The sequence below is a fragment of the Martinezella lusitana genome, assembly GCF_010668395.1.
In the GTDB taxonomy this organism is placed as follows: Bacteria; Pseudomonadota; Alphaproteobacteria; order Rhizobiales; family Rhizobiaceae; genus Rhizobium; species Rhizobium lusitanum_A.
Genome location: NZ_WUEY01000028.1, coordinates 1 through 24572 on the forward strand (window position 1 = coordinate 1; position 24572 = coordinate 24572).

The 24572-nt window shown below is 58.6% G+C and carries 21 protein-coding genes and 1 pseudogene; 12 read left to right on the top strand and 10 right to left on the bottom strand.

Features of this window, described 5'->3' with window-relative positions; translation table 11 throughout:
- Positions 1-324: 324 nt before the first annotated feature.
- Positions 325-429: pseudogene (locus GR212_RS37330) on the top strand (IS30 family transposase); the annotation flags it as partial.
- A gap of 144 nt (positions 430-573) precedes the next feature.
- Here GR212_RS37330 and GR212_RS37335 read toward each other — a convergent pair.
- The gene (locus GR212_RS37335; RefSeq protein WP_246726152.1) at positions 574-801 is read right to left on the bottom strand and encodes a helix-turn-helix domain-containing protein; all 228 of its coding nucleotides are present in this window, start codon (positions 799-801) and stop codon (positions 574-576) included.
- Positions 802-932: 131 nt separating this feature from the next.
- Here GR212_RS37335 and GR212_RS32405 point away from each other — a divergent pair, with 131 nt between their 5' ends.
- Entirely contained in the window at positions 933-1550 is a 618-nt protein-coding gene (locus tag GR212_RS32405; protein WP_163993351.1) for a hypothetical protein, read from the top strand.
- Between the two features lie 396 nt (positions 1551-1946).
- Here the strand turns inward: GR212_RS32405 and GR212_RS32410 are convergent, their stop codons facing one another.
- Positions 1947-2231 (bottom strand): sunset domain-containing protein, encoded by a 285-nt coding sequence (locus tag GR212_RS32410; RefSeq protein WP_163993353.1) that lies wholly within the window; start codon positions 2229-2231, stop codon positions 1947-1949.
- A gap of 421 nt (positions 2232-2652) precedes the next feature.
- Between GR212_RS32410 and GR212_RS32415 the strand changes: the two genes are divergently transcribed.
- The 3 genes from GR212_RS32415 to GR212_RS32425 all read left to right on the top strand — a co-directional run bounded on the left by GR212_RS32415 (position 2653) and on the right by GR212_RS32425 (position 5764).
- Positions 2653-3234: a cytochrome b gene (locus GR212_RS32415; RefSeq protein WP_163993355.1), complete on the top strand. Its 582-nt coding sequence runs from the start codon at positions 2653-2655 to the stop codon at positions 3232-3234.
- A gap of 46 nt (positions 3235-3280) precedes the next feature.
- Positions 3281-4825 (top strand): DHA2 family efflux MFS transporter permease subunit, encoded by a 1545-nt coding sequence (locus tag GR212_RS32420; protein WP_163993357.1) that lies wholly within the window; start codon positions 3281-3283, stop codon positions 4823-4825.
- A 204-nt stretch (positions 4826-5029) separates the two neighbouring features.
- A complete protein-coding gene (locus tag GR212_RS32425) occupies positions 5030-5764 on the top strand; it encodes an SDR family oxidoreductase (protein WP_163993360.1) in 735 nt (244 codons plus the stop codon).
- Here GR212_RS32425 and GR212_RS32430 read toward each other — a convergent pair.
- The 7 genes from GR212_RS32430 to GR212_RS32460 form a co-directional block, all read right to left on the bottom strand.
- Positions 5715-6653 (bottom strand): LysR family transcriptional regulator, encoded by a 939-nt coding sequence (locus tag GR212_RS32430; RefSeq protein WP_163993361.1) that lies wholly within the window; start codon positions 6651-6653, stop codon positions 5715-5717. The two genes, GR212_RS32425 and GR212_RS32430, sit on opposite strands and share 50 nt — an antisense overlap.
- A 707-nt stretch (positions 6654-7360) precedes the next feature.
- Positions 7361-7582, bottom strand: coding sequence for an Sf3a2-prov protein (locus GR212_RS32435; protein WP_163993363.1), 222 nt, complete (start codon positions 7580-7582; stop codon positions 7361-7363).
- Positions 7583-8090: 508 nt separating this feature from the next.
- Positions 8091-8795, bottom strand: a complete 705-nt coding sequence (locus GR212_RS32440) for an alpha/beta fold hydrolase (protein ID WP_163993365.1) — start codon at positions 8793-8795, stop codon at positions 8091-8093.
- 114 nt (positions 8796-8909) lie between these two features.
- Positions 8910-9677 (bottom strand): alpha/beta fold hydrolase, encoded by a 768-nt coding sequence (locus GR212_RS32445; protein ID WP_163993367.1) that lies wholly within the window; start codon positions 9675-9677, stop codon positions 8910-8912.
- Between the two features lie 157 nt (positions 9678-9834).
- A complete protein-coding gene (locus GR212_RS32450; RefSeq protein ID WP_163993368.1) occupies positions 9835-10737 on the bottom strand; it encodes a helix-turn-helix domain-containing protein in 903 nt (300 codons plus the stop codon).
- Positions 10738-10892: 155 nt separating this feature from the next.
- A complete protein-coding gene (locus GR212_RS32455; protein ID WP_163993370.1) occupies positions 10893-11858 on the bottom strand; it encodes a helix-turn-helix transcriptional regulator in 966 nt (321 codons plus the stop codon).
- A gap of 343 nt (positions 11859-12201) precedes the next feature.
- Positions 12202-13119 (bottom strand): LysR family transcriptional regulator, encoded by a 918-nt coding sequence (locus GR212_RS32460; protein ID WP_163993460.1) that lies wholly within the window; start codon positions 13117-13119, stop codon positions 12202-12204.
- 81 nt (positions 13120-13200) lie between these two features.
- Between GR212_RS32460 and GR212_RS32465 the strand changes: the two genes are divergently transcribed.
- The 4 genes from GR212_RS32465 to dosP all read left to right on the top strand — a co-directional run bounded on the left by GR212_RS32465 (position 13201) and on the right by dosP (position 19549).
- The gene (locus tag GR212_RS32465; protein ID WP_163993372.1) at positions 13201-14097 is read left to right on the top strand and encodes a DMT family transporter; all 897 of its coding nucleotides are present in this window, start codon (positions 13201-13203) and stop codon (positions 14095-14097) included.
- Between the two features lie 502 nt (positions 14098-14599).
- Complete coding sequence (locus tag GR212_RS32470; RefSeq protein ID WP_163993375.1) at positions 14600-15484, top strand: MBL fold metallo-hydrolase; 885 nt, start codon at positions 14600-14602, stop codon at positions 15482-15484.
- Positions 15485-15726: 242 nt separating this feature from the next.
- The gene (locus GR212_RS32475; RefSeq protein WP_246726154.1) at positions 15727-16935 is read left to right on the top strand and encodes a GGDEF domain-containing protein; all 1209 of its coding nucleotides are present in this window, start codon (positions 15727-15729) and stop codon (positions 16933-16935) included.
- A 43-nt stretch (positions 16936-16978) separates the two neighbouring features.
- Positions 16979-19549, top strand: a complete 2571-nt coding sequence (gene dosP / locus GR212_RS32480; protein ID WP_163993377.1) for an oxygen-sensing cyclic-di-GMP phosphodiesterase DosP — start codon at positions 16979-16981, stop codon at positions 19547-19549.
- Between the two features lie 392 nt (positions 19550-19941).
- On the opposite strand, the gene GR212_RS32485 is transcribed toward dosP, so the two are convergent.
- Positions 19942-20304 carry a hypothetical protein gene (locus GR212_RS32485; RefSeq protein ID WP_163993379.1) on the bottom strand — a complete coding sequence of 121 codons (363 nt, stop codon included), beginning with the start codon at positions 20302-20304 and terminating at the stop codon, positions 19942-19944.
- 740 nt (positions 20305-21044) lie between these two features.
- Between GR212_RS32485 and GR212_RS32490 the strand changes: the two genes are divergently transcribed.
- The 3 genes from GR212_RS32490 (at position 21045) to araH (ending at position 24560) form a co-directional block, all read left to right on the top strand.
- Positions 21045-22028 carry an arabinose ABC transporter substrate-binding protein gene (locus tag GR212_RS32490; protein WP_163993381.1) on the top strand — a complete coding sequence of 328 codons (984 nt, stop codon included), beginning with the start codon at positions 21045-21047 and terminating at the stop codon, positions 22026-22028.
- A 65-nt stretch (positions 22029-22093) separates the two neighbouring features.
- Positions 22094-23599, top strand: coding sequence for an L-arabinose ABC transporter ATP-binding protein AraG (araG, locus tag GR212_RS32495; protein ID WP_163993383.1), 1506 nt, complete (start codon positions 22094-22096; stop codon positions 23597-23599).
- A 16-nt stretch (positions 23600-23615) separates the two neighbouring features.
- Entirely contained in the window at positions 23616-24560 is a 945-nt protein-coding gene (gene araH / locus GR212_RS32500; RefSeq protein ID WP_163993385.1) for an L-arabinose ABC transporter permease AraH, read from the top strand.
- The last annotated feature ends 12 nt before the right edge of the window (positions 24561-24572 follow it).

Genomic DNA, 24572 nt, shown 5'->3' on the forward strand with positions numbered 1-24572 from the left:
CGTCTTCGGACAGCAGCTTCATGACCGGCGGCGAGGTTTTCGTCGATGGAGGCCTGGCGCAGGTCTGAAGCCCCTGAGCGTTGGGGCTTGAGAGCTTCGATAACGTGGATCGAAGCTCTCAGGGCGCCGTCCGGCACAGAAGCGAGTCGTCTCCGTGATGCCTGTCCCGGGCTCACGCCTTGGGCGCAGGTAGACGATCATGTTGGCAACTTCCTCGGTCGTTGTAAAATGCTGGATAAGGGAGGCCGGACGCAGCGCCATCAGGAAACCTCGCTCGGCTTCCTCTTATGCGATTCCGTTCGCGGCGGCCTGCTTCGCCATGAAGTTAGCAGCCACCTCAACGCGACGCCGTGCAAATGCCTTGGCCGTCGGACGCCAACCGAAGTTTTCCGCAAAAAACTCCGCGCCCAGATGAGACACGCCGGTTAGTTTGGGCAGCCCCGCAGGTCGCGATTCAGCACGAACTCACATGGCCGATACTTCAGCCGCATTGGCGAGTTCGCTACATCCCATGCACGCGGTACGCATTGAATGAAGTTCATACCATGGCACTATGTGTCAGGCGTTTTCTCATTATCTTGGCTTCTTGAAGCGGACTCCTACACCCCCGCCGTTTTCCGGAATGAATTCGATCCCGGCGTCCTCAAGCGCCTGCTTCACGCGCTGAAGCGTGCTTTCCCGTAGGTCCTCGCCTCGTTCAAGCCGACTAATCGTGTGTGTCGACACGTCGGCCGCCTTTGCAAGTTCGCGCACACCCCATTCAAGCGCAGTACGCGCCATCTTGCATTGAATTGCATCCATATCGCAACACTGTAGCGTTTTCGGTTGCCCGCCGATGGCGGATAGTGTAGGTTCCAAATGAAATCGGCTGGATGGCGTGCTGGAACACGCCACCCAACCTAACCACACCCAAGCTAGTTGGAGCTCGGATCATGGCTGATTCTGAGAATAGCAGAACTTTGCCTGCAAATACCCGACTAAACATCCTTTCGTACACGACAGATTTTCTGACGCGGACGAAGGACCGTGGCGTTAACGGCTCTGCCGCCGATCCGGCCCTTGTAAAGTGGCTGGAATGGCATGAAGCCCATCGCGAATTCGTCCGGCGCTGCCACCTGCAGCAGCACCTCGAGACCCAGTTGGTCGAAGCCGTCGGTTTTCCCTCCATTAAAATCGATGTTCCGGGCAAGCCCAATCCGGCCCACATGCAAAGTGAGGCCGAGATTGAATACTGGCTCAAAGGCGACGATCTGGCCGAGGCACGGGATAGGGCAAAGGAAGCGCTGTCGGCGCAGGTTCGGCGCTGGCATGCCGCAGACAACGTCATCGGGTATACCAGAGCCCAGGAAGCCGAGAGCGTGGCCGCTGATCGCGAGCTCGCACTGGCTGCGGAACTGTGGGAGATGCCCGCGCAGTCCATTGAAGGAGCAATCGCCAAGCTGCATGGGGTTCTGACCCTCGGTATCGCATCGCGTGACTGCGACGAATTTCCCTGGCGGTCGCTACGCTCCTTGATGAAGGATCTTTTGGAGATGCAACAGGCGGTTTGATCCCGCAGCCGCCGGCTCAGGGATGACCAGAATAAAGACGGCATCGCACTCGTGATAGACCTTGATTGTCAGTTGGTGGCCCGACGTCGACCACAGAACCAATACCGCAAAAACGATACCGCCATGCCTCTTCCATCCACCGCGATCAGCCCGCGCAAGAGGAGCTTCGGAGGCCATTTAGATCGCAAGCCCGCCCATCGATTGATAATCGGCAGCTGCTGACGAGAATTGAAGTCGCAGTCACCGATCCCCGCGTCACATTATCAAGATCCCCTGGCGAGATGCCCGCCATGGCGCAGATCAGTGAAGCCCACTATGAATCCCATGAAATGCTTGGTGGCGATGCGTGATTCTATTCCTCCGAACATCCCAAGATGCACCTTCCGAGTAAGGCCGCTATCGTCTCGATTTCCGCCACCCGGCGGCCTGCGCATCTGCTTCGCTGCAGAACCATCGCTCACCGTAGGCGGGATCTATCCGGGTCATGGCGTAAAACTTCTGTCCTGGGACGTGATAGATCCGCTCTCCGGTTTCGATGCTGACATTTCCCTTGATGTTGCAAGACGGATCGGTCGTTTCCTTCACTTGTTGGGCAATCGGCTGTGGAACGAGCTTATAGCCGCCCGTTGCGACAAACGATGCTGTTGAGACAATCGCGACCAAAGCGACAAATCTGGACATCAAATATCTCCCGATTGCCGCGAATGTAGCGAATACCGCTTTCGTTAGAGTTGAGCGGATGAATAAAAATCTACTGATCTCACAGGATATTCGATGAAACGGAAACTCATACTCGGGCCGGCTTCTTGAGCCGGCGGTGCTAAGCGGGACGATCAGCTTTTTCGGCGCGACATGATCAGGGCGGCATGACGCTCCGGGTATCCAGAATGTTTCCGTCCATGGTTCAGAGCTCTCGAAGGACCTAGCAATACGGAGATTGGACAGGCGACTGCCAATAAAGGAAATCCAAATTTGCGAGAGGCAATAGGCTGCTCGGGGCTGTTTTCGACATCACCCCCCTTGAGTGCCGAATAAAACCTCCATGAGACGTGTTCACCACCGCACGCCCGCGATTTGCCGTGTGGTTTAAGGAGTTCCTTGCATGACAATTCAAAGTACCGTTCTCGATGCAACACCCAAAAACGTTGCCCGTTACGACCGACTCACGATTACCCTTCATTGGCTTACTGCTCTGCTCGTCGTCTCACTTTTCGCGCTTGCCCAGGTGTGGGACATCCTTCAAAAGGGAACGCCTTTGCGTCTCGGCTTGCAGTCACTTCATATTTCGCTCGGAATGACGCTTGCGGCGGTCATCGCAATTCGGATCGTCTGGCGGTTGGCGCACCGGGGCGATTTGCCGCCTGCGGCCGGCGGCTTTCAGCACCTGCTGGCAAAGGCCGTTCATGGCCTTCTTTACCTTCTCCTCCTCCTCCAGGTGGCGCTCGGATTTTTGTTTCGTTGGTCGCAAAATCAACCGCTCTCGTTCTTCGGGCTTTTTGCGCTGCCGCAGCCTGACGGATTTCCAGTCGATATGCGCGGCACCTTTGCGCTCATGCATTATTGGGTTGCCTGGTCGATTATCATTTTGGCTGGTTTTCATGCATGCGCTGCGCTGCTTCATCACTATGTTCTGAAGGATCGCGTTCTCGGGCGCATGTTTCCGATCCCGGCCAATAAACGATAGTTCACCGAGCCCAGAAAATTGGAAACACACTCGCGCAGGACGGCCAATGTCGAAACAGCACCAAGCGGCTGATGCAACTCCGGGGTCTGTCGTGGTCTGGATTGGCTTCGTTGCCATGTGCGTTGGCATGTTCATGGCGATCCTCGACGTCCAGGTCGTCGCGACATCCCTGCCAACCATCCAGTCCGCGCTCGAGATCGACCCGGACCGGATGAGCTGGATCCAGACGGCCTATCTCATCGCCGAAGTGGTCGCCATCCCGCTGACAGGTTTTCTGACGCGGTCGCTGACGATGCGGTGGCTGTTCTTCACCGTTATCTGTCTGTTCGTCATCGCTTCCATCGGCTGTGCCTTGAGCGGCAGCTTCGGCGAACTGGTGGCCTGGCGTGTCCTTCAGGGTTTTTCGGGCGGCACCCTGATCCCGTCGGTATTCTCCGCCGTCTTCATCCTCTTTCCGAACGAGCGGCAAGCGGTGGCGACGACGATCGCCGGCGTGCTTGCCGTTCTTGCGCCGACGGTTGGGCCGATAATCGGCGGCTGGCTGACGCAGACCTATTCCTGGCACTGGCTGTTTCTGATCAATGTCATCCCCGGCATCGTTTCGGCCATCGTCGCGTGGCGAACGCTGCCGCGCGGAACAGTCGACCGCTCAGAGATCGTTCACCTCGACGGCCTGTCGCTCGTCCTGATGGCGACCGCGCTGACGACGCTCGAACTGAGCCTGACGGATGCGCCTACCAGCGGCTGGTCCTCGGTCTATGTGTCGAGCCTGCTTGCCGTGTTCCTCGCATCAGGCTGCATTTTCGTCTGGCGTTCGCTGCGCCGTAGCCGGCCGGTGGTGGATCTTAGCAACTTCGGCGACCGGAACTTTCTTGTCGGAGCGATCCTCAGCTTCATCCTCGGGATCGGCCTGTTCGGATCGGTCTATCTGATGCCGGTCTTTCTTGCCTTCGTCCGCGGGCACAACGCACTCCAAATCGGCACGACGATGCTCGTTACCGGGATTGCCCAGCTGGTTACGGCGCCGATCGCCGTGGCGCTGGAAAAGCGCACGGATCCCCGTCTGCTTTCGGCGCTGGGCTTCGGCGTCTTTGCGGTCGGGCTCGCCATGAGCGCCTTTGAGGATCCGCGCTCCGATTACGATGCGTTGTTCTGGCCGCAGATCGTCCGCGGTGTCGCCATTATGTTCTGCCTGCTGCCGCCCACGCGGCTGGCACTCGGCAATCTGCTGCCCGAACGTGTTCCGGACGCGAGCGGTCTATTCAACCTGATGCGGAACCTCGGCGGCGCAATCGGCATCGCGCTGATCGATACGATCGTCTACACGCGCTCCGGTCCGCTCGCGCAGAGCCTGTGGGACCGCCTCCAGTCCGGCCACGCCGACACCGCCGCCTTCGTCGGGGCTCCGGTTCGGACGATCGCCGGCCACACCGGAGCTTTCGACGTCGACACCACGGCAATGCTGGATCCGCTGGTTCAGACGGCTGCCAGCGTCCAAGCCATCAACGAAGCCTGGCTGGTTGTCGCCATCCTAACCGGCTGTGCGGTGCTGTGTGTGCCATTTGCCAAGCGGGTCTCGCCGCCGCGATGAGTTTGGGGATTGGAGCAGGTTCCGATCAATATCATGTGCTCGCTGCCAAGTCGCCGCCACCGCGCAGCCCGCCGCTTTCAACGGGCACAACTCGGCAAAAGAGCAATCGGAGCTCCCGATGACGCCATCGGTCTTATCCGTTTCCATGCCTTGGGGCTTCCTGCGAAATCTGTGCTGCGGACAGCACATGCAGGAATGGAAACAATGGCAATCGGAAATATCGCAAATACAAGAATCCTGATCGTCGGTGGCAGCTCCGGAATGGGACTGGCGCTGGCAAAACAATCTCTGGAGGCCGGCGCCGAGGTAATTATCGTCGGGCGCAACGAAGACAAGCTCAGGCACGCTTATGAAAAGCTGCGAAGTCCGGCAATTTCAACGGCAGTAGCCGACATTGCCCGAGAAGAAGACGTTGCAGCTCTTTTCGACGGAATCGGACGGCTCGATCACATCGTCAGTACCGCTGCCGATATTGAAGGCGCATATGAGCTGCTGCCCGCGCTGAAACTGGAAGCCGTGCAACGGGCCATGGCAAGCAAGGTCTACGGGCCGCTGTTCCTGGCGAAATATGGCGCCCATTCCCTTTCCGCCGGCGGCTCCATCACCTTTACCTCCGGTATCGCGGCGTATCGGCCGGCCATGCGCGGATCGGTCGTCGCCGCCATCAATGCCGCGCTCGAGGGGCTCGTCCGTGCTCTTGCCATCGAGCTAGCCCCCATTCGTGTCAATGCCGTCTCGCCCGGCTGGGTCGATACGCCCATCTGGACCTTTGTCGCCGGCGACAGGAAGGACGAGACGCTGGATGCCATGGCAAAGCGCTTGCCGGTCGGCCGGGTCGGTCGCCCCGAAGACATCGCCGATGCTATCGGCTACCTGATGGGCAACGGTTTCACGACAGGATCGGTACTGCATGTCGAGGGCGGACATCGGCTGATCTAGGCGACGCGAAACCCTCGCTCGCAGCCGCCAGCAACAATCTCAAAGCCGGCGGCTGAACCCGCCGGCGCCGCCACACCATGACGAGCGACGCAAACTGGTCGGATCCTGGCCAAGCCGCTTCCCTGATCTCACCCCTTTCAAGAGCATCGGCAACCGCCAGACGCGGCACAAGACCGATACCGGAGCCGGCCGCCGCCAATCGCGCAATCGCGCCGATGCTGCCCACTTCAACGGCAAGCCTTGGTGCTCTCATGCCCGCTTCGGAAAACGCGGCATCGAGCATGGTCCGATAGACGCAACCGGGCCCGGTTCCCAAGAAATCCATCGCGCCGAGCTCAGCCAGATCCGGCTTCCATGCGCCAAAGGCATTAGCGGTGGATGTCACGAGAACCAGCGGCTCCCTTGCTATCAAGCGCTTGACGAAACGCTGATCGACATCGCCCTGATCGAAGCAAAAGGCGACATCGATCTCGCCGTTCTCAAGCTTCCGCAAGAGTTCGCCGCTACCCGCAACCTTCAACTGCAATGCGATCTCGGGGTGATCGCCTTGGAAGCCGGATAGCCACGCGGGCAGCCTGACGGCAGCGATCGTCTCCAGCGCGCCGACGGCGATCGATCCAGGCGCCTGTCCGGCCGCCGTCGTGACTGCGGCGCGCGCCTCTTCGTTCAGCGCCAGTATCTCGTCGGCATAGGAAACGAGCGTCTCCCCCGCCTCCGTTAGTACGAGGCCCTGCCTGGAGCGAATGAAAAGCACAACGCCCAACTCAGCCTCCAGCGCCTGCATCTGGTCGCTGACGCTGGATTGCACGAGGTGAACCTTCTCGGCAGCCCGCGTGAAGCTTTTGCTGCGAGCGACCGCCAGGAATGTCTTGAGGACTCGGGGATGCATCAATACTCGCGCGATTGTTTCAGAAACCGTACCGCAGCACACAAGGCCTATTCGCAGTAGGCGCTGGAACGCTGCCACATCGCGTATGTTGTCGTCAACAAGGGACAGTATGCGCCTGGCGCGTGTGCATAAGTATCGTGTGATGATCCCGCTCGTCTCAGCGAAAACAATGGCTTATTGTACCGATCGGCATCGTGGCCCCGATGCCGTTTCACAACATCGATTTTAACGGAAAGGAAACCGACGGTTTAACCAACTGGTCTCTCCTGGGCGCTTGGTCCAATAACTGGAAAAGCCGCGCACGAGTTTTGACGGCGAGGGGACAGAGATCGTTGAAGCGGGAAATCACAGGAAGGCGGAGATCAAAAAAGTCCCGCCTGCGAGAGGGCGGGACAAGCAAAGTAGCGCACCTCCCAAGCCAGCGCCAAGAAAGGGCGTGAACATTCAGAAAGCAAGAAACCGATGGAAGTCGAGCCCGCGCTCTCCGCTTCCGTGCTGTTCAGCCGCAGGGATCGATCTGATGAACGGGGCGTATGTAGATCGTCGATATCGGAAGCGTATTTCTCGAATTAGCCGACCCGAAAGATGCAGGAACCAATGCTGCAGTCCTCCGGGCGGAGGGCCTATATCAGGGATGAAATTGGCTAGATCGCGCAACTGACCGCTGTCGAATTTCTCGACGAGGATGTTGAATGGTTCTTGCCATCTTATCGTCCAGGCGGTTTGTCGCTGCTTCTGACCTTTTGGGCGTCTAGTTGTCCGTGCTCGAACGATTTGGCGGCGCTGCTTCCTTCGGGATATGGGTTCCCATCACCCGTGTCCTTTTGCTTCCCGGCATTTGCGCCACGCTCGTATGCGCCGGCATTGCTCTTCGAGACATGCTTTCCATCCGATGCGCTCGATACAGGCGATTTGTCATGCTTTGTCATAGGTTCCTCCTTATCCCGGTAGACCTTCGCTATTGCTGAGCGGGGGCAGTGGCCGGCGGCGTTGCGGTGGCAGGCTGCTGTGTGGTCGTCTGGGCCGGGGCGTTAGAAGATATGGTGTTGGCGTGTGGCCAGAAGCCCCAGGTGAGAGCCGCGACCACGATAATCACAAGGACAGCGATCCATGACATCCAAGGCTGCTGAGGCGCGGGCGTCGTTCTGAGATCTGGCCTCGGTTTGTTGATGTTGTTGCTCATCGGAATGCTCCTCCAAGTCATAACCGTTAACTGTACCGAAGGTTCCAGAGTGTCCGAGCGTTGCGGCCAAGATTAATAGTGGAACTGATCCGGCACCTGGACGCGCCAATGGACGTTAGCTTTAAAAGCTGATGCCCATAGGCGTGAAACGAGAGCACCCGTAGATGACCACACATGGCAGTGTCCGGAGATCAACCCGCGCCTGGCGCCGGTGACCTCCGGACGGCCGCTCTGGAACGGGCCTTAACCCGGCACTAGGACGGACGCCATCTTTCCTTCACCGTCCGGGCTGCCTCGAAAATAAGTTGAGCTGCAATATCGGGGTGCGACAGCATTGCCAGGTGGCTGGAGGCAACCTCCACGATGGTGGCATGCATGCGCCCAGCCATGATGCGCTGGAGTTTGGGTTGGATCGCGTGATCCTCGCTGGCGAGCAGATACCAGCTCGGCTTCGATTGCCACGCAGGTTCCGAGATCGTTCCCGTCAGCGAGGCGATGGCGGTGGGGCCCTGCGTTGCAAACAAGACCGTCTTTTCATCATCGGAAAGATCCTGCGCAAAATGCTGATGAATTCCAGTTTCCGTAATCTTGAGAAAATTGGATGCATCCGGTCTCAGCTCGGCGTTCATCGGCGCCGGCTCGACGGTTTCACCCAATGAGGCAGCCGACTCCCCCGCCGCCGGTGCAAAGGCGGCGATATAGACAAGCGCCGATACTTTTTCATCGCGTCCCGCCTCGGTGATGACGGCGCCGCCATAGGAATGCCCGACGAGCACGACCGGCGGCTCGGCCAGGGTCAGCGCGCGGCGTAAAGCGGCAACGTCGTCAGCGAAACTTGCCAGAGGCATCTGGACGGCAGTCACCGTTAGGCCTTGCGCGGTCAATTGCGGAATGACGCGCGCCCAGCTCGATCCATCCGCCCAAGCGCCGTGAACCAGAACTACAGATTTGGCTATCATGTGTGTCTCCATATTAGACGTCAAAGCCGCAGCGATTGCAGCCGGAGTTGAAGGGACGCGCCCTGGTCGTGCCTGATCAGCGATCAAGCCGCGCCCGGAGCGCGTCGCATACGTTCAGTGGGCCACTGCGTCTTCGATCACCGCAGCCACTGCCGAGGGTTTGGACAGCATGATCAGATGGCTGCCCTTCACCGTTGTCGTCTTTGCATGGATCGTCTTGGCCATGGTGGCTTCGAGGGTCGGAGGTATGGCTCGATCCTCGGCGGCGACGATGTACCATGAAGGCTTGCTGTGCCAGGCTGCCGCGCTGATGTTCCCGCCTAGAGAATTGGTGTTCGTAGGCGCTTGCGCAACGTAGAGCTCCAACTTCTCGGCAGAGGTGACATCCTGGGCAAAATCCTCATAGACGCCCGTCTTGGTCAGCTTCAGGAAGTCCTGGGAATCGGGCCTGACCTCGGCGCCCATGGGCGGGGGAGGGACGGAGGCGCTCAAAGAACCCGCCGACTGGCCGGTGTCGGGAGCAAAGGCGGCGACATAGACCAAACCAGACACTTTCGGATCGTTGCCCGCTTCGGTGATCACCGCGCCGCCATAGGAATGGCCGACCAGCACGACCGGTCCGGTCTCCAACGCCAGCGCTCGCTTTACCACGGCCGCGTCATCGGCGAGCGACGTCAGGGGCAACTGTACAGCCGTGACATTCAGGCCCTTGGCCGTCAACAAGGGGATGATCTTGGACCAGCTGGAGCCATCGGCCCATGCGCCATGCACCAGGATCACGTTTTTCGCGGGTTGCGCATGGACGGCCACGGGAAGGCTAACCAGACCGAGCAAGGCGACCGCGAGGTATGGCCGGCGAAGGAAAGCGGGAACGGTAATCATATACTACTCCATGGGGTTAGAGCCGGAACAAAACCGGGGCGATGCTTTTATCCACCGGGGATGGCGCTCGGCGCATGTATGGAACTGACGTCATTTGTAAAAAACCGGTGCAAACCAATGGCGAACCAGGCGGGCACGGATGTCACCGACGACCGCGTCAGTCGAGATGAAGGCGCCGCCATCGCGCCGGCGGATGTCCCTCGCGGAATGCGAACGCCCGAGTGAAGTGGCTCTGGTCTGTAAATCCGCAGGCGACCGCTATTTCGGCGACGGGCAGGGCGCTGTATCTAAGCAGGTCTTTGGCGCGCTCGACCCGTTCGTTCATCAACCATCGGTGCGCGGTGACCCCGACCGAATGCCGGAATGCACGCGCAAAATAGCTTGCAGAGAGTCCGCACTCTCCAGCCAGTTCGGCAAGCCCTACCCCTTCCGACAGCTTTGCGAGCATCAACTCACGAGCGCGCCGGAGCTGCCACGGGGCCAGTCCACCGCGCAGAGGCTGCTCGCTGCGAAGTTCGCCATATGTCTGGGCAAGATGGATGTGAAAAGCGAGCGCCACATGGTCGAGGAATAACGGGTCGCTACCGCCATAAAGCCGCAATCGGCTCAGCAGCGCAGAACTGAGGCCGTGCAATGCCGGATCGTGAGCACCGAAGGTCGCTCTGAGGCTGCTCGAGCGCTGCCCGCGATCATACGCCAGGTCATCAAGCGTCCGCTGGGAGAAATGAAGACGAACGGTATCGAGCGGGTCCTGGATCAGCGAGATGGGGGACGTGCTGAGATCGAACAAGCAGATATCGCCGGCCTTCAGCGGATCCAATTTGGCGTGACGCCCTTCTATCCAGGTCTGGAGTCTGGGTAGAGGCGCCATGACCACATGGACTGAAAAGGCAGCCTCGGGATCCGGCGTTTCTGTCCAGCGGCCGGTGGGAGCAGCCAAGTTTAGCATGGAAATCGCGATCGGATCCTTGGAGATAGTCTTCGCAAAAAACGTCGTCGCGACGTTGGTCCGGAAGCGACGCGCAACAGCCGCTCCATAGGCCTCGACTTCAGAATTCATGGTTTGAATGTAGCTAGCCGGTTGGTAAGGGACGGTCCCGAATGGGAGATCCAATGGGAGTAAAGCACGGTCGATGCGGCCGCTCTTTCAAGAAATGGCTTTGAATTTCGAAAACAGCCCAAAAAGGCAACGGTGGAGCGGCGCAGAGACGTGCGTCATTCTGCGAAGCTATCGTTCCTCATCGCGAACGAGCGGCGCCAACGTCCGGGGCTCATATTTGTGTCGCTCTTGAATGTCGCGTTGAAATGAGACTGGTTGGAGAACCCGCATGCCAAGGCGATATCAGCCAGCGTATCGCTCGTTTCCGTGAGCAGAAATTTCGCTTTGCTGATACGCCGGGCAAGCAACCATTGATGCGGCGACATTCCGGTCGACCGCCGGAAACCCCGAACGAAATGCGTTATGGACAAGCGGCATTCCCGTGCCAGTTCCGACAGCCCGATGTCCATATGCTCATTCATCATTTCCTTCACGCGCAGCTCCTGCCATCGTGCCAGGCCAGGCGCGGAACGGCTGACCGGGATAGGTCTGTTGCCGTACCGTCCCAACGTGTGCGCGCACGCAGCACCCAGAATTTCGTCAAGCAGCAATCCGCTTGCAATGTGTTGCTCCCGAAGCGCGGCCAAGGCCGCCTGACCCAGATACCGCGTCACAGGATCGTCTTGACCAGCCATCGGCCGGTGGGTCAACTCCGAGATCGACGGGATATCGTTCTGATCGGCGAATGCGTTGAGCGTTGCAAGCGGTAGGTAGAAGTGGAGCGCATGCGTTGGTTCGCGCACCAGCGCCCTGGGGTCGAGCCGCAGATCATGGATATAGGTCATGCCGGCAATAGCGGGTGCGACGGGTATCGATCGGCCGTCCAGCCAGTATTCATGCCCGACAATATTGCAAAGCTGAATTCCCACCAGGAAAGCTTCGTCGTAGCCAAGCGAAGCGCTTGGCTCTGCCGCCGGAACATCGACTCTCAATTCCGATACAGCGACCTTGCCACGCTGTAGCGTGCGTTGCACGTTCAAGCCAGGTTTGGGCATATCAAAGCACTCGGCGAGATGCTCTCCATAAGCGCGATCGCTTGATCTGCCTTCCGTTCCAACCGCATTGCCTGAAACAGTCGCCATTGAGGAACTCCCACGAAACTCGCCTCAGGACGCGCTGCCGACCAGTTGGCAATATGAATGATGTTGACTGTTTCGCGAGCTGGGGTGTCAACCGCGGCCTGCGAGTTTGTCGTGCCGTTACAAACAGCGCATAGTAAGGTTGAGAAGCAAAAATAAAAGGCCTTGATTGCGGTCGCCCGCACACAGGTGTCGACAAGCAAGTTGTATTGCCGAGCTGTTCGCTTGCACCAGCGAGCCGGGCAATGATCTATGGTTTCAATGGGGACATGCGAAAAGGCGGAAAACTCACGCTCGAGCGCCTGTAGCACGCGGGTGCGCAGCTATCTGTGATTGCGTTTTCGCCCTAACCCGGTGAGGCGAAAGCCGCTATCGCCGCCTCGTTGTGCCCTGCCTCGTCAAGAAGTCGCCGAGCCAATTCGCAGGCCGGTCCGCTTAGCCGTCCGTCCGGTCGCACGAGATGGAATGACACATGATTGTTCAGCTCCCTGTCACAGACCCGGACCAGGCGCCCGGATGCCATCGCTGCGTCCGACAGAGGCGGTCGGGCCAATGCGACGCCGATGCCCTGCGCACAGGCGTCGATGATCAGATTGTAATCCTCGAAGCGGCGGTCCTGGCCGCGGGGCAGATACTGGACATCCTCGACAGCCAGCCAGCGTCGCCAGCCCTCGATGTTAGAGTCATGCAGGATCGGCAGGGTCAGGATCGATTGAGCGTCGCAGTTCCGGCCAAGCTGCTCCGCGAGCGATGGCGCGGCGATCGGAAAGGATCTCTCCTGCCAGAGTGGTGTCGCGCGAACGCCGGCCCAGGGGCCTTTTCCGCACCGAATGGCGAGATCCGTCCCTTCACCGAGATCTGCCAGTCGGTGCTCCAGGGACAGATCGATATGGAGGTCGTCGCGTTCCAGCTTTGCCAAACGTGCGAATAACCACAACGAGGCGACAGACGGTGTCACGGAAAGGCGCACTGTCGTCTTATGCCGCCGCGGGATCCACCGCTCGTCAGTTCCGCTAAGAAGGGAAAGCGCCTCCTGAGCCCGAGCAAAAAATCGTATGCCCTCTGGGGTCAGCGCTACACCCCTGGCCTGACGGACGAAAAGTCGCACGCCAAGCCACCGTTCCAGGCGCGCAATCTGTCGGGATACGGCACCATGGGTGATTCCCGCTTCTTCCGCGGCGGCGGAGAACGATCCGAGACGCGCAGCCACCGAGAAGGTCTCGAGGGTATCGAGCGGCGGAAGGGTTTGCGAGCTGTGAACCATGGACACATGAGAGCATCGATTGCCGTGCTTTTCAAGCTGAGGGTGAGAGGTTTATCTGCGGCGTGTGCAACGGGGTGAGCAATGAGCGCAATAGCCGGCAATATGGAAACCAAGTCGAAATTTGATCTTCCGGCCTTTCTGGCAATCATTGTCACGATTGTCTTCTGGGCTTCCTCCTTCGTTGTCATCCGCGTTTGTCTTGGTCCTTTGACACCCGTCGAACTTGCGAGCGCGCGGTACGTGACCGCCGGCATTATTGCTCTTGGCTACCTGGCATTTCGCTGGACGGTGCCGAGCAGGAAAGATCTCGTCCGGATTTCGATCGCAGCCGTCCTTTTTATCGCGGTTTATGCGGTTCTGCTCAATACCGGAGAGCAGACGGTACCGGCCGGTCCCGCGAGCTTCATCATCAATACGATGCCCGTCTTCACGGCGTTGATCGCCACCTTCGCCCTTGGAGAGCGTTTCGGGATCTGGGGATGGGCCGGCACAGCCCTTTCGTTTCTCGGTGTTGCGCTGATTGCCGTCGGCGCGGGCGGAGCCCTCAGCCTCGATCCCAATGCCATTCTCATCCTCGGCGCGGCTCTATGCTCTGCAATTGCCAGCGTTCTTCAGAAACCCGTTCTCGGCCGCATGCCGGCATTGACGGTGACCGCATGGGTTTTGCTCATAGGTTCCGTTCCGCTTCTGCCTGCGGTTCCGGCAACCGTTACGGCTCTCCTTGCTGCCCCGCCAATCGTCAATTGGAGCGTTGCCTATCTGGTGGTTTTCCCGACCGTGGTCGGTTATGTAACCTGGGCGATCGCCCTGAAGCGGCTTTCGGCCGCGCGCGCGGCGAATTTCCTCTATGGCGTCCCACCGACAGCGACGTTGATCGGCTTCTTATGGCTGGGCGAAACGCCTTCCGTGGTCGGCGCGGCCGGAGGTATCATGGCAATCCTTGGCGTCATTCTCGTCAATGTCATGCGGACGAGGTAACAGCCTGCCGGCGAGGGCAAACGGATTCGTCAGAGTTCCGGAACCACTTGCCGAAGTTTGAGCTGACAGCAAAATAGCGCGTCGCTTCCTCAACATCTGCCAGGGAAATACCCGATCCTTCACCGGCTTCGGATCGAGGCCTTCGATGGCGCGGTTCATCGCTTCGAAGGATTCGCGCGAGCCGACGGGGAATGCCGCGCGCGTCGGCCTGCTTGCGGGAGATATCGAGCGGATTGACGGATACCTTCCGACCCGCACAGGTAGCCGGCAAAAGCCGGGGCGCCGTTGGCGCTTGCTCGTACCAGACGAAAACGCTCGTAATTTCACCAGACTGTGAATAAACATCGTACGCCGATCCCGGTTGTCTAAGCGAAAACAATGGCTTATTGTGCTGATCGGTGCCATAATCCCATACCGATCTATACTCCAGGGTGAATACGGTGATCATTTGGGAAGAGACCGGCTGCGCTTCCGCTTCCCTCGCAATCGTCAGGAGTTCGAGATGGTAAATCCTCTCGTGAAGCCATTTTGGGACAAGGCAACGGGGAGCTGGCAATATGTCTTCCATGATCCCGAGACCATGAAGGGAGCGATTGTCGACCCGGTTCTCGGATACGATCTGATCGCAGGCGCAATCGACACGACGCAGGCTGAGGACATCGTTGCCTATGTCGAGCAAACGGGAATCGAGATTGTTTGGATCTTGGATACTCACCCCCATGCCGACCATTTCTCGGCCGCCTTCCACCTCAAGGGGCGGCTGGGGGCGCCAACGGCGATCGGCGAGTTCGTGACAAAGGTCCAAGTCCTTTGGAAAGGCATCTACAATCTGGGCGACGATTTTCGTGTCGATGGGTCTCAATGGGACCGGCTGTTCAAGGACGGCGAGACGTTTCAGGTCGGCAATGTACCTGTTACCGTCTTTTTCTCTCCCGGCCATACCATGGCGTCGGTGACCTACGTTGCGGGCGACGCCGCATTCGTCCACGATACTTTGATGATGCCCGACAGCGGTTCAAGCCGCGCCGACTTTCCTGGAGGGTGTTCACATGATTTGTACCGAAGTATTCGCCGAATACTTGCGCTTCCCGCCCAAACTCGTCTCTTCATCGGCCATGACTATGCGCCAAGCGGGCGGGCGCCCCTATGTGAGGCGTCCGTCGAAAGCCATCTGGCTTCAAACAAGCACTTTGCCGGACTGCCGGAGGAGGACGACTTTGTGAAGATGCGCGACGAACGTGACGCCACGCTGCCTCTGCCGAAGCTCATGCTGGCGGCTCTGCAGGTGAATCTTCGTGGTGGCCGCTTGCCGGAGGCGGAGAGTAACGGCCGATCGTATCTGAAGATCCCTGTCGGATACTTCACATCTCGCTCGGCGGACGGTTAGTCACTCCGGAAGATCATCCTTGCGACATTCAAGGCGATCTTTTGGGGCCAATTCCTCGCGCCACTTTCGAACTGCCGGCATGGCCGCCGAGACGGAAGTCGGCGGTAAATGACTTCGTTGTTTTAGAGCGATTTTCGTAACGGCCTGTTTAGCATCAATCAGAACCGCGGATTAGGAGTATTCGCGTAGGATCTCATGGAAGAGTTCTCCATGGGAAGGATGATGCCAGAGATTTATCGAACATGATGGAGGCGGGAACCGTATTTACAACCGTATCGCTGATGATGCTTGCAAACGGTGGCGTTCTTGCTGTCGTTTCTCGTGATCTGCCATCGACTCTGCGACCGGCGGCGACATATTGGCAGCTGGGGACTTTGCTCATTGCGGTTGGTTGCGCATTCTTCGCGTTTGGCGAAACGCTGCCAAGGCCGATCATGCTTTTGGCAGCCAACGGCCTGATCGTATTCGGGCTTACAGCCTATCATGCTGCAGTTCAGCAATTTGACGGTATTCACCCCAGAGCATGGCAGCTAATCCCGGCCATCCTCGCCAGTGCCTGTGTTTTCTGGTTTTCCGCAGTCAACCCTGACTTCCGCGTACGGATCGCAGTCGTTTCGACCATCTGGATATGGCTGATGTCCGCCTGCCTATGGACGCTGCTTGCCAGTTCGCACGGGGATTCCTCGCTCAGCCGCAAGATTCTTATCGGCAATTTCGCCTTGGTGCTGGCGTATACGCTCGGCAGGGGCGTCGCTTATCTGGCGATGGATCTCAGCAGCGACTTCGCCGTGGAAACCGGCGCGAACTGGTTGAACCTGTTGTCACCCATTTTCATGACCCTCCTGCCCGTTGTCGGGACGACGGCTTTCCTCCTGATGTGCTCCGACAAGCTAAGGCGACAGTTTGAGATTGCGGCATCAACCGACTATCTTACCGGGCTACCCAATCGCCGGGTCCTCGCGACGCATGGCATAAACAAATTTGTTTCGGCCCAAAAGCACGGCGCCGATTTCGCTGTTGCAATCCTGGACATCGACAATTTCAAAGCCATCAACGACGCCTATGGTCACGACGTGGGAGACGAAGTGCTTGTTGAGGTGGCGGGTCGTTTGCGGGAGCGGATAGGCACCTTCGGTATGGTGGCGCGCACTGGTGGTGAGGAGTTTACGGTCCTTTTAAGCGGTCTCGATCACATCATGGCGGCGGACGCGATTGAGCGAATGCGCTTCGCAGTTGAACAAGCGCAAGTCGGCGACGGGATGTCGAGGATCCCTGTCACCGTCTCCGCCGGCGTCGCTGTTTACTCTTCTGAGGACGGAGCCTTTGAAGACATGCTTCGACGCGCGGACATGGCGCTCTATTCGGCAAAGGCAAGAGGCCGCAACTGTGTGGAAGTCGCTCTGCAGACGGCTAATCCGGCGTTGACAAGGGGGGTAAATTGCGTCCAATGAGTCCCCATCAGGCTCTTTGTCTCCACTATTGGAGGATGGTAGCATGAGCTTCGATCGCCACCTCGTACTAGAAACCGCGCTCGAGGAGTCCGTCGATGCCGTCGTCCTGGCTGACGACGTTAATCGCATCACGTTCTTCAATGCGGCTGCAGAGCGTCTCTGGGGTTACCATCGCGGTGATGTGCTCGGTAAGGATATCAAGGACTTCGTTCCTTGCGGCATCTGTCCGACCCGTGACGGTTATGTCGATGCCAACCGGGATGGCTACGCAAACAAGATCGTCCGCACCAGCCGGGAGGCCCGCATTGAGAGGGAGGACGGCAAGGAAGTCTGGGGCTCTTTTTCCCTTTCCAAGGTCGATATCGGCGACAAGATTCACCACCTGGTCTTCATCCGTGATGTGACGGAGGAGGTTCAGCGCCGAGAGGAACTCCGCCTTCTGTCCTTGGTGGTGAACGAAACCGACCGCACCGTCATGGTGCTCGACCAAAACCGTCGCATCATTTACGTCAATCGCGCCTTCAGCGACCAGTTCGGCTATAGGATCGCCTATGCCCTCGGGAAATTGCCAACGGATTTCCTCGTCGGAGAAGGTACGGATGTGGATACTCTGGCCCGGCTGCAACGGAAGGCCTGGCAAGATCAGGGCTTCACCGAGGACATCCTTTGCTATGATCGTAGTGGCAATCCCGTCTGGGTCTCTGCAGCGGTGAATCCGATCCGCGACGCTCAGGGCGACGTCACCAACGTCGTCGTGGAGTTGACCGATATTGCCGCACTCAAGCGGGTTCAGTCCTTGCAGGATGACGTCCTTGAGGCGCTCGCCAGCAATATCTCGCTCGCGGAGGTCATGGATTTCTTGTGTCGGCGGGTAGAAGCCATTGCACCGGAGATCGTTTCGTCCATCCTGCTTGTCGACACCGAACAGAAATTATGGTCGCTGGCGGGGCCAAGTCTTCCCACCGCTTATAACGATGCAATAGCCGGGGTCCCAGCGGGCGAGAACACCGGTTCTTGCGGAACGGCCGTCTGGCGTGGCGAACCTGTTTATGTCACCGATATCGCGACGGATCCTTTGTGGACCAATTACAAGCATCTGGCGCTGCCGCATGGGCTCAGGGCCTGCTGGTCTTCACCGATCAGGCTGGGCGACGGCCGTATCGCGGGCACCTTCGCGTTCTATTATCGCGAGCCACGGGGACCGAGCGCATTCCATCGGCAGATCGTCAAGGCCTGCCTATATCTATGCAAACTCGCCATTGAACACCAAGAGGCGCGCCGTCAGATCGCGGTGCTCTCCCATTTCGATTCTCTGACCGGCTTGCCGAACCGGTCGCGGCTTCTGGAGGAAACCGAAAGCATCCTTCGCAAAGCCGAGGATGAGGGCCTGAAGGTCGCAATCTTCACGGTCAATCTCGATCACTTCAAGGACATCAACAGCAGTCTCGGCCACGCTATCGGCGATAAGGTGCTAATCGAGGCGGCCTATCGGCTGCAACGACTTGTCAGCGACTTTGCCGCAATCGTCGCGCGCGCGGGTAGCGACTCTTTCGTCGTCGTGCTGTCTGATTGCGATACCGCTCGGGCTGCGGTCAGGGCGGATAAGATCCTCCGCGCAATTTCCGAACCGACGGAGATAAAAGGCTTCAATCTGACCCTGTCCGCCAGTATCGGCATCAGCATCTCCGGTGACAAAGGCACCGATCCCGAGAGTCTTCTCAAGCACGCGGAAACCGCGATGTTTCAGGCGAAGTCGGCGGGCCGTGGTGTGTATCGCTTCTTCAGCCCCGAGATGAACCGGCTTGCCCAGGATCGCCTCGTGCTTGGCGCTGCCCTGCGCAACGCCCTGTCGACGAACAGCCTGAACCTCCATTACCAGCCCCAGATCAATCTCAACTCGAACACGCTTCACGGTGTCGAAGCGCTTGCCCGCTGGCATGACCCGGAACCGGGCAATATCCCTCCAGACCGCTTCATTCCCCTGGCCGAGGAAATCGGTCTGATCGATACCATCGGCAAATGGTCCCTTCGCGAATCCTGCCGCCAAATAGCCGCGTGGCGCAGCGAAGGCATCCCAATTCCCACTGTCTCGGTCAATCTGTCGCCGCTGCATTTCAACGACAGCGGCTTGCCCGGTTACGTGGCCGGTCTGCTCGAAGAATTCAATCTCCCCGCTGCCTGCCTCACGATCGAGATCACCGAGAGCGTGATGATGGATGCCGGCGCGGAAACACTTCGAACGTTGGCTAAATTGCATGAAACCGGGGTCGGTCTGTCGATGGACGACTTTGGCACCGGCTTTTCCTCCCTGTCGAGTCTTACGCGAATGCCGATCACCGAACTCAAGCTCGACCGCAGTTTCATGCGCAATTTCGAAACCGATCCCAGTGTACAGGCGGTCGCGGCGACGGTTGTCGGTATCGGCCTGAGCCTCGGGATGACAGTCGTTTCCGAGGGCGTGGAAAACGAGAACCAGGCAAGGCTTCTGCGGCGGCTCAACTGCACCGTCGCCCAAGGCTATTATTTCGCCAGACCCATGGAGGCTTGCGATATCGAGCGATGGATCTGCGCCACTCGGTTGGATGATACAGCGCCACTCAATATCAGCGCGTGAGCCATCGGAAAATCTATAGCCGTTTTCCTGACGGAACACCCTCAGCGGATCAGATTTCGGATGATGTCAGGGGCCGCGTTGCCTTATAATTCTGCAGGTGAACCCTTTCAGTTTCGCTGAGGTGTTAAACCGTCCCACAACCACGATCGAACACCTTTCCGACGGCTCTCAGGATTGCCGAGACGTGTTCGTATCGGACATCCGATTCGCCCAACATGATTTCTGACCCTGCTGCGGAGAGACACGCTTCGTATTTTATCTGGCCGAACATTCTCGCGCCTTGCTGGCACCGATGACCATCCTTGGTCACGTCAAGTTGCCGGGTGCGACAATCGACGTCTGGCTGTTGATAGTCATTAACGGCGCAGTGCAGGCATGGCCGAGCTCAATCCTCAGACGAATCCAACATGCTCTCCAAAGGGTACCTCTTCCTCAAGGTTACCTGTTCCGATACGGACGCTCTCCCCTGATAGCCTCTCATCCTCAGCGATTCCTTCGGGATGATAAGCCTGCCCAGGGTGATGATCGAGGTGTCGTTCGGAGGCTTGCTCATCTTCATCGACGCTAGCGTCGTTATGATCTTCATCCCGGAGCACAGCACGCTCTTCGTTCATCATCTCAAGATCTGCCGTGATCTGGGCCTGGCGCTCCGCAACCCAGGCCCGGTCGGGCTCCGAGGCTATCGACATGCTGTGGTTTATCTGCGTCGCTGACGAGGAAGAGGTGGGGGATGTCGCAGCGATTTTCTCGACCATGATGACCTTCTTTCGGGGCGTGCCAAATCCAGCGGACGCCGGATTCATCACAGTGTGGCTAAAGTAAAGTTCCCCTGTCAATGTCGAGATACGCAAGGCGGTCAGCAGACTGTGCCGGGTACTGCGATAGCGCCCAAGTGGGCGGAATTCCAAACGCCACGGAGAGTACGCATGTGAGGTGGTTCTGGTAGGTGAAGGCGATGTCATTGAGCGGCATCGATGTGCCACATCAATTTCATCGCCCTTTCTGAATGGTGGTACCGGATCTGCCATCGAAAGGGGCGTTCCCGTTGTCTGCCTGAAGGCTTGAGAAAATGGCCCCGACGACAAACTGCAGGCTTCGGCAAGACGCGAAATAGGCATTTTCGTGGTGATGTCCGCATCGATCAATACCAATGTGCAGCGGACCTGCCACGCAGTGAGATCGTCTGGGCGAGCTGATTCCGACTATCGGGCGATACCGTTTGTCACTGCAAGACGGATCGACCACACCAAGCAGACGTAATCGGCGAAAAGCCGGTTCGTTTCCTGTGGCTCGACAGCCTGTGGGGGCCTCGGCCAATCCGCGCACGCGGATCATCCCCGTCCGATTCCGGCAGAATGCCCAGCGACGGGGATTACCGTGCCCCGTCTATCATTTGCCCCGATTAATTATCATACAAAAGATTGACTCATATTATAAATAGAGATAGGCCTCACTCTATCCCCTGGGAGGCAGGGTATAGAGGAGGAGAGAGACCATGCGCTTTTACAAAGCAGCCATCCTTGCTGGCGCGTTCGCCATTTTGGCCGCCGGTTCGGCCCTGGCAGAGGACGTGAAGATCGGGTTCGTCGTAAAGCAGCCGGAGGAGCCCTGGTTCCAGGATGAGTGGAAGTTTGCTGATCAGGCCGCGAAAGAAAAGGGCTTTACGCTCGTCAAGATCGGCGCCGAAGATGGCGAGAAAGTTCAGTCGGCGATCGATAATCTTGGCGCTCAAGGCGCTCAGGGCTTCATCATTTGCACGCCGGACGTCAAGCTCGGTCCTGGCATAGTTGCCAAGGCCGCGGCCAACCAGCTGAAGCTTATGACCGTCGATGATCGCCTCGTAAACGCCGAGGGCACACCGCTTGAGGACGTGCCGCATATGGGCATCTCCGCCACCAAGATCGGCGAGACGGTGGGGCAGGCAATTGCCGGCGAGATCAAGAAGCGTGGCTGGGACATGAAGAATGTCGGCGCGATTCGCGTCTCCTATGATCAGCTGCCGACGGCCGTCGACCGCGTCGAGGGCGCGATCTCGGCCCTGAAGGCGGCGGGTTTCCCGGCTGCGAATATCTATGACGCGCCACAGGCAAAGACCGACACGGAAGCAGCGCTCAATGCCGCGACCACTGTTCTCAACAAGCACGCCGACATCAAGTACTGGGTCGCCTTCGGGCTCAACGACGAAGCCGTCCTTGGCGCGGTCCGCGCCTCTGAATCGGTGGGCATCCCGGCCACCAACATGATTGGCGTCGGCATCGGCGGTGCGGACTCGGCAATCAACGAGTTCAAAAAGCCTTCCGCAACTGGTTTCTTCGGTACGGTCATCATCTCGCCGAAGCGTCATGGCTACGAGACCGCGCTCGATATGTACGGCTGGATCGCCAACGGCAAGGAGCCGCCGAAGTTGACGCTGACCTCTGGCTCGCTGGCTCTGCGTGACGATTACGAGAAGGTTCGCAAGGACTTGGGAATCGAGTGATTTCTGGGGATGCGGCGAACCCGGACTGGCGAGTAACAACCGCCAGTCCGGAGGGAGAGTCATATATGTCTTTTTTAAGCTTTAGAAATATTTCCAAAAGCTATCCTGGGGTCCTGGCGCTTTCCAACATTTCCTTCGACGCTGAAAAGGGATCTGTGCATGGGCTGATGGGTGAAAACGGCGCAGGGAAGTCAACGCTGATCCGGATTCTTTCCGGCGATCAGGCCGCGGATACTGGCAGTATCGTCATCGATGGAGCGGAGCAGCATTACAGCTCCGTCCGCGACGCCTTTCACGCTGGCGTGATCGTCATCCACCAGGAACTTCAGCTGGTGGCGGAGCTGACCGTCGCCGAAAATCTCTGGTTAGGTCGTTTTCCCGGCAAGGCCGGTGTGATCGACGGCCGGACGCTGGTCGAGACCGTTCGTGCCAAGCTTAAGGAAATCGGTATCGATGTCGATTCTGCGGCCAAGGTCTCCTCGCTGTCGATCGGTGCCCGACAGATGGTGGAGATCGCCAAGGCCGTCATGGTCGATGCGCGGGTGATCGCGCTCGACGAGCCGACCTCGTCATTGTCGTCTCGTGAAAGCGAGATCCTGTTTTCGCTGATCGACCGGCTGAAGGCCAAAGGTACGATCATCCTCTATGTTTCGCATCGGCTCGATGAGATCTTTCGACTATGCGACAGCCTCACCATCTTGCGCGACGGCAGGCTTGCTGCCCATCATCCGAAAATCGCCGATACGACGCGAGATCAAGTTATCGCACAAATGGTCGGCCGCGAGATCAGCAATATCTGGGGTTGGCGTCAGCGGCCTCTCGGCCCTGTGCGTCTTGAGGTCAAGGATCTGTCGGGACCGAAACTGCGCAACCCCGTCAGCTTCTCGGTCCGCAAGGGAGAAATTCTGGGCTTTTTCGGTCTGATCGGCGCTGGCCGAAGTGAGATGGCCCGTCTGCTGTATGGCGCCGATCATCGACATCAGGGTAACGTCGCGATAGATGGCACTGCCGTTTCGCCGAACAATCCAAAGGCCGCCATAAGCGCGGGCATGGTTCTCTGCCCCGAGGACCGCAAGTTCGACGGCATCATTCAGGGGCGATCGATCGAGGAGAATATTGCCATTTCCTCACGGCGGCATTTTTCGCCGTTCGGGATCCTCAATCCGAAAAGGGAAGCCTCGGTCGCCGATCAATTCATCGCCAGGCTCAGGGTGCGCACACCCTCGCGCAAGCAGGATATCGTCAATCTCTCGGGCGGCAATCAGCAGAAGGTCATCCTTGGTCGCTGGCTTTCCGAACAGGGCATCAAGGTGCTTGTCATCGATGAGCCGACGCGCGGCATCGATGTCGGCGCCAAGTCCGAAATCTATGAAATCTTGTATGAATTGGCGGCTGGCGGCATGGCAATCCTTGTCATCTCCAGTGAGCTTCCTGAGATCATGGGTATTTCCGACCGCATCATGGTCATGTGCCAAGGGCGCGTCGCCGCCAATGTCGACCGCGCCGATTTCGACGAACGGGCCATTCTGACTGCGGCACTGCCAGACAAGAACGCCGCCGGCACAATCTAATTCAGGAATGATAGCGATGAATTCGTTTAAAAAAATCCTTCTCGGTGAACAGGGCCTTGTTGTGATCTTTGCGATCGCCTTCGTGATCGTCTCGCTCTTCGTGCCGAGCTTCCTGACAGAGCGCAACATGCTCGGCCTGTTACAGTCGGTTGTCACGATCGGCATCGTCGCCTGCACGATGATGTTCTGCCTGGCCTCGCGCGATTTCGATCTGTCGGTCGGCTCGACCGTCGCCTTCTCAGGCATGGTCGCCGTCATGGTGTCGAATGCGACAGGCTCCATCCCCCTTGGCCTGCTGGCCGCGCTGATCTGCGGCGGCTTCGTCGGCGTCATCAATGGCGTGGTGATTGCCAAGTTCCGCATCAACGCACTCATCACCACGCTGGCGACGATGCAGATCGTTCGTGGGCTTGCGCTGATTGCCTCTGATGGGCGCGCCGTCGGCATCAACGACCCGGCCTTTTATCAGCTGGCGCTGTCGCGCTTCCTGACCGTGCCGACGCCGATCTGGATCATGGTGCTGCTGTTCATCGTCTTCGGTTTCGTTCTGAACCGTACGGTCTTTGGCAAGAATACACTGGCGATCGGCGGCAATCCCGAGGCTTCACGGCTTGCAGGCGTCAATGTCGTCAACATGCGCATCTGGATCTTTGCGTTGCAGGGCCTTGTTTGCGCCATTGCCGGCATCCTGCTCGCTTCGCGCATCACCTCAGGTCAGCCAAATGCGGCGACGGGGCTGGAACTCTCGGTCATCTCTGCCTGCGTGCTCGGCGGCGTGTCGCTTGCCGGCGGCCGGGCAGCCATGACAGGCGTCATCGTCGGCGTACTGATCATGGGCATTGCCGAGAACGTCATGAACCTGCTCAATATCCAAGCTTTCTATCAGTATCTTGTGCGTGGCTGCATTCTGCTAATCGCTGTTCTGCTTGATAATCTGCGTTCATCGGCGGCAAGGCGTTAACCAGACAATAAC

Coding starts and splice junctions, on each gene's coding strand:
- GR212_RS37335 (WP_246726152.1), bottom strand. CDS start 801: ATGGATGCAATTCAATGCAAGATGGCGCGTACTGCGCTTGAATGGGGT.
- GR212_RS32405 (WP_163993351.1), top strand. CDS start 933: ATGGCTGATTCTGAGAATAGCAGAACTTTGCCTGCAAATACCCGACTA.
- GR212_RS32410 (WP_163993353.1), bottom strand. CDS start 2,231: ATGTCCAGATTTGTCGCTTTGGTCGCGATTGTCTCAACAGCATCGTTT.
- GR212_RS32415 (WP_163993355.1), top strand. CDS start 2,653: ATGACAATTCAAAGTACCGTTCTCGATGCAACACCCAAAAACGTTGCC.
- GR212_RS32420 (WP_163993357.1), top strand. CDS start 3,281: ATGTCGAAACAGCACCAAGCGGCTGATGCAACTCCGGGGTCTGTCGTG.
- GR212_RS32425 (WP_163993360.1), top strand. CDS start 5,030: ATGGCAATCGGAAATATCGCAAATACAAGAATCCTGATCGTCGGTGGC.
- GR212_RS32430 (WP_163993361.1), bottom strand. CDS start 6,653: ATGCATCCCCGAGTCCTCAAGACATTCCTGGCGGTCGCTCGCAGCAAA.
- GR212_RS32435 (WP_163993363.1), bottom strand. CDS start 7,582: ATGACAAAGCATGACAAATCGCCTGTATCGAGCGCATCGGATGGAAAG.
- GR212_RS32440 (WP_163993365.1), bottom strand. CDS start 8,795: ATGATAGCCAAATCTGTAGTTCTGGTTCACGGCGCTTGGGCGGATGGA.
- GR212_RS32445 (WP_163993367.1), bottom strand. CDS start 9,677: ATGATTACCGTTCCCGCTTTCCTTCGCCGGCCATACCTCGCGGTCGCC.
- GR212_RS32450 (WP_163993368.1), bottom strand. CDS start 10,737: ATGAATTCTGAAGTCGAGGCCTATGGAGCGGCTGTTGCGCGTCGCTTC.
- GR212_RS32455 (WP_163993370.1), bottom strand. CDS start 11,858: ATGGCGACTGTTTCAGGCAATGCGGTTGGAACGGAAGGCAGATCAAGC.
- GR212_RS32460 (WP_163993460.1), bottom strand. CDS start 13,119: ATGGTTCACAGCTCGCAAACCCTTCCGCCGCTCGATACCCTCGAGACC.
- GR212_RS32465 (WP_163993372.1), top strand. CDS start 13,201: ATGAGCGCAATAGCCGGCAATATGGAAACCAAGTCGAAATTTGATCTT.
- GR212_RS32470 (WP_163993375.1), top strand. CDS start 14,600: ATGGTAAATCCTCTCGTGAAGCCATTTTGGGACAAGGCAACGGGGAGC.
- GR212_RS32475 (WP_246726154.1), top strand. CDS start 15,727: ATGATGGAGGCGGGAACCGTATTTACAACCGTATCGCTGATGATGCTT.
- dosP (WP_163993377.1), top strand. CDS start 16,979: ATGAGCTTCGATCGCCACCTCGTACTAGAAACCGCGCTCGAGGAGTCC.
- GR212_RS32485 (WP_163993379.1), bottom strand. CDS start 20,304: ATGGTCGAGAAAATCGCTGCGACATCCCCCACCTCTTCCTCGTCAGCG.
- GR212_RS32490 (WP_163993381.1), top strand. CDS start 21,045: ATGCGCTTTTACAAAGCAGCCATCCTTGCTGGCGCGTTCGCCATTTTG.
- araG (WP_163993383.1), top strand. CDS start 22,094: ATGTCTTTTTTAAGCTTTAGAAATATTTCCAAAAGCTATCCTGGGGTC.
- araH (WP_163993385.1), top strand. CDS start 23,616: ATGAATTCGTTTAAAAAAATCCTTCTCGGTGAACAGGGCCTTGTTGTG.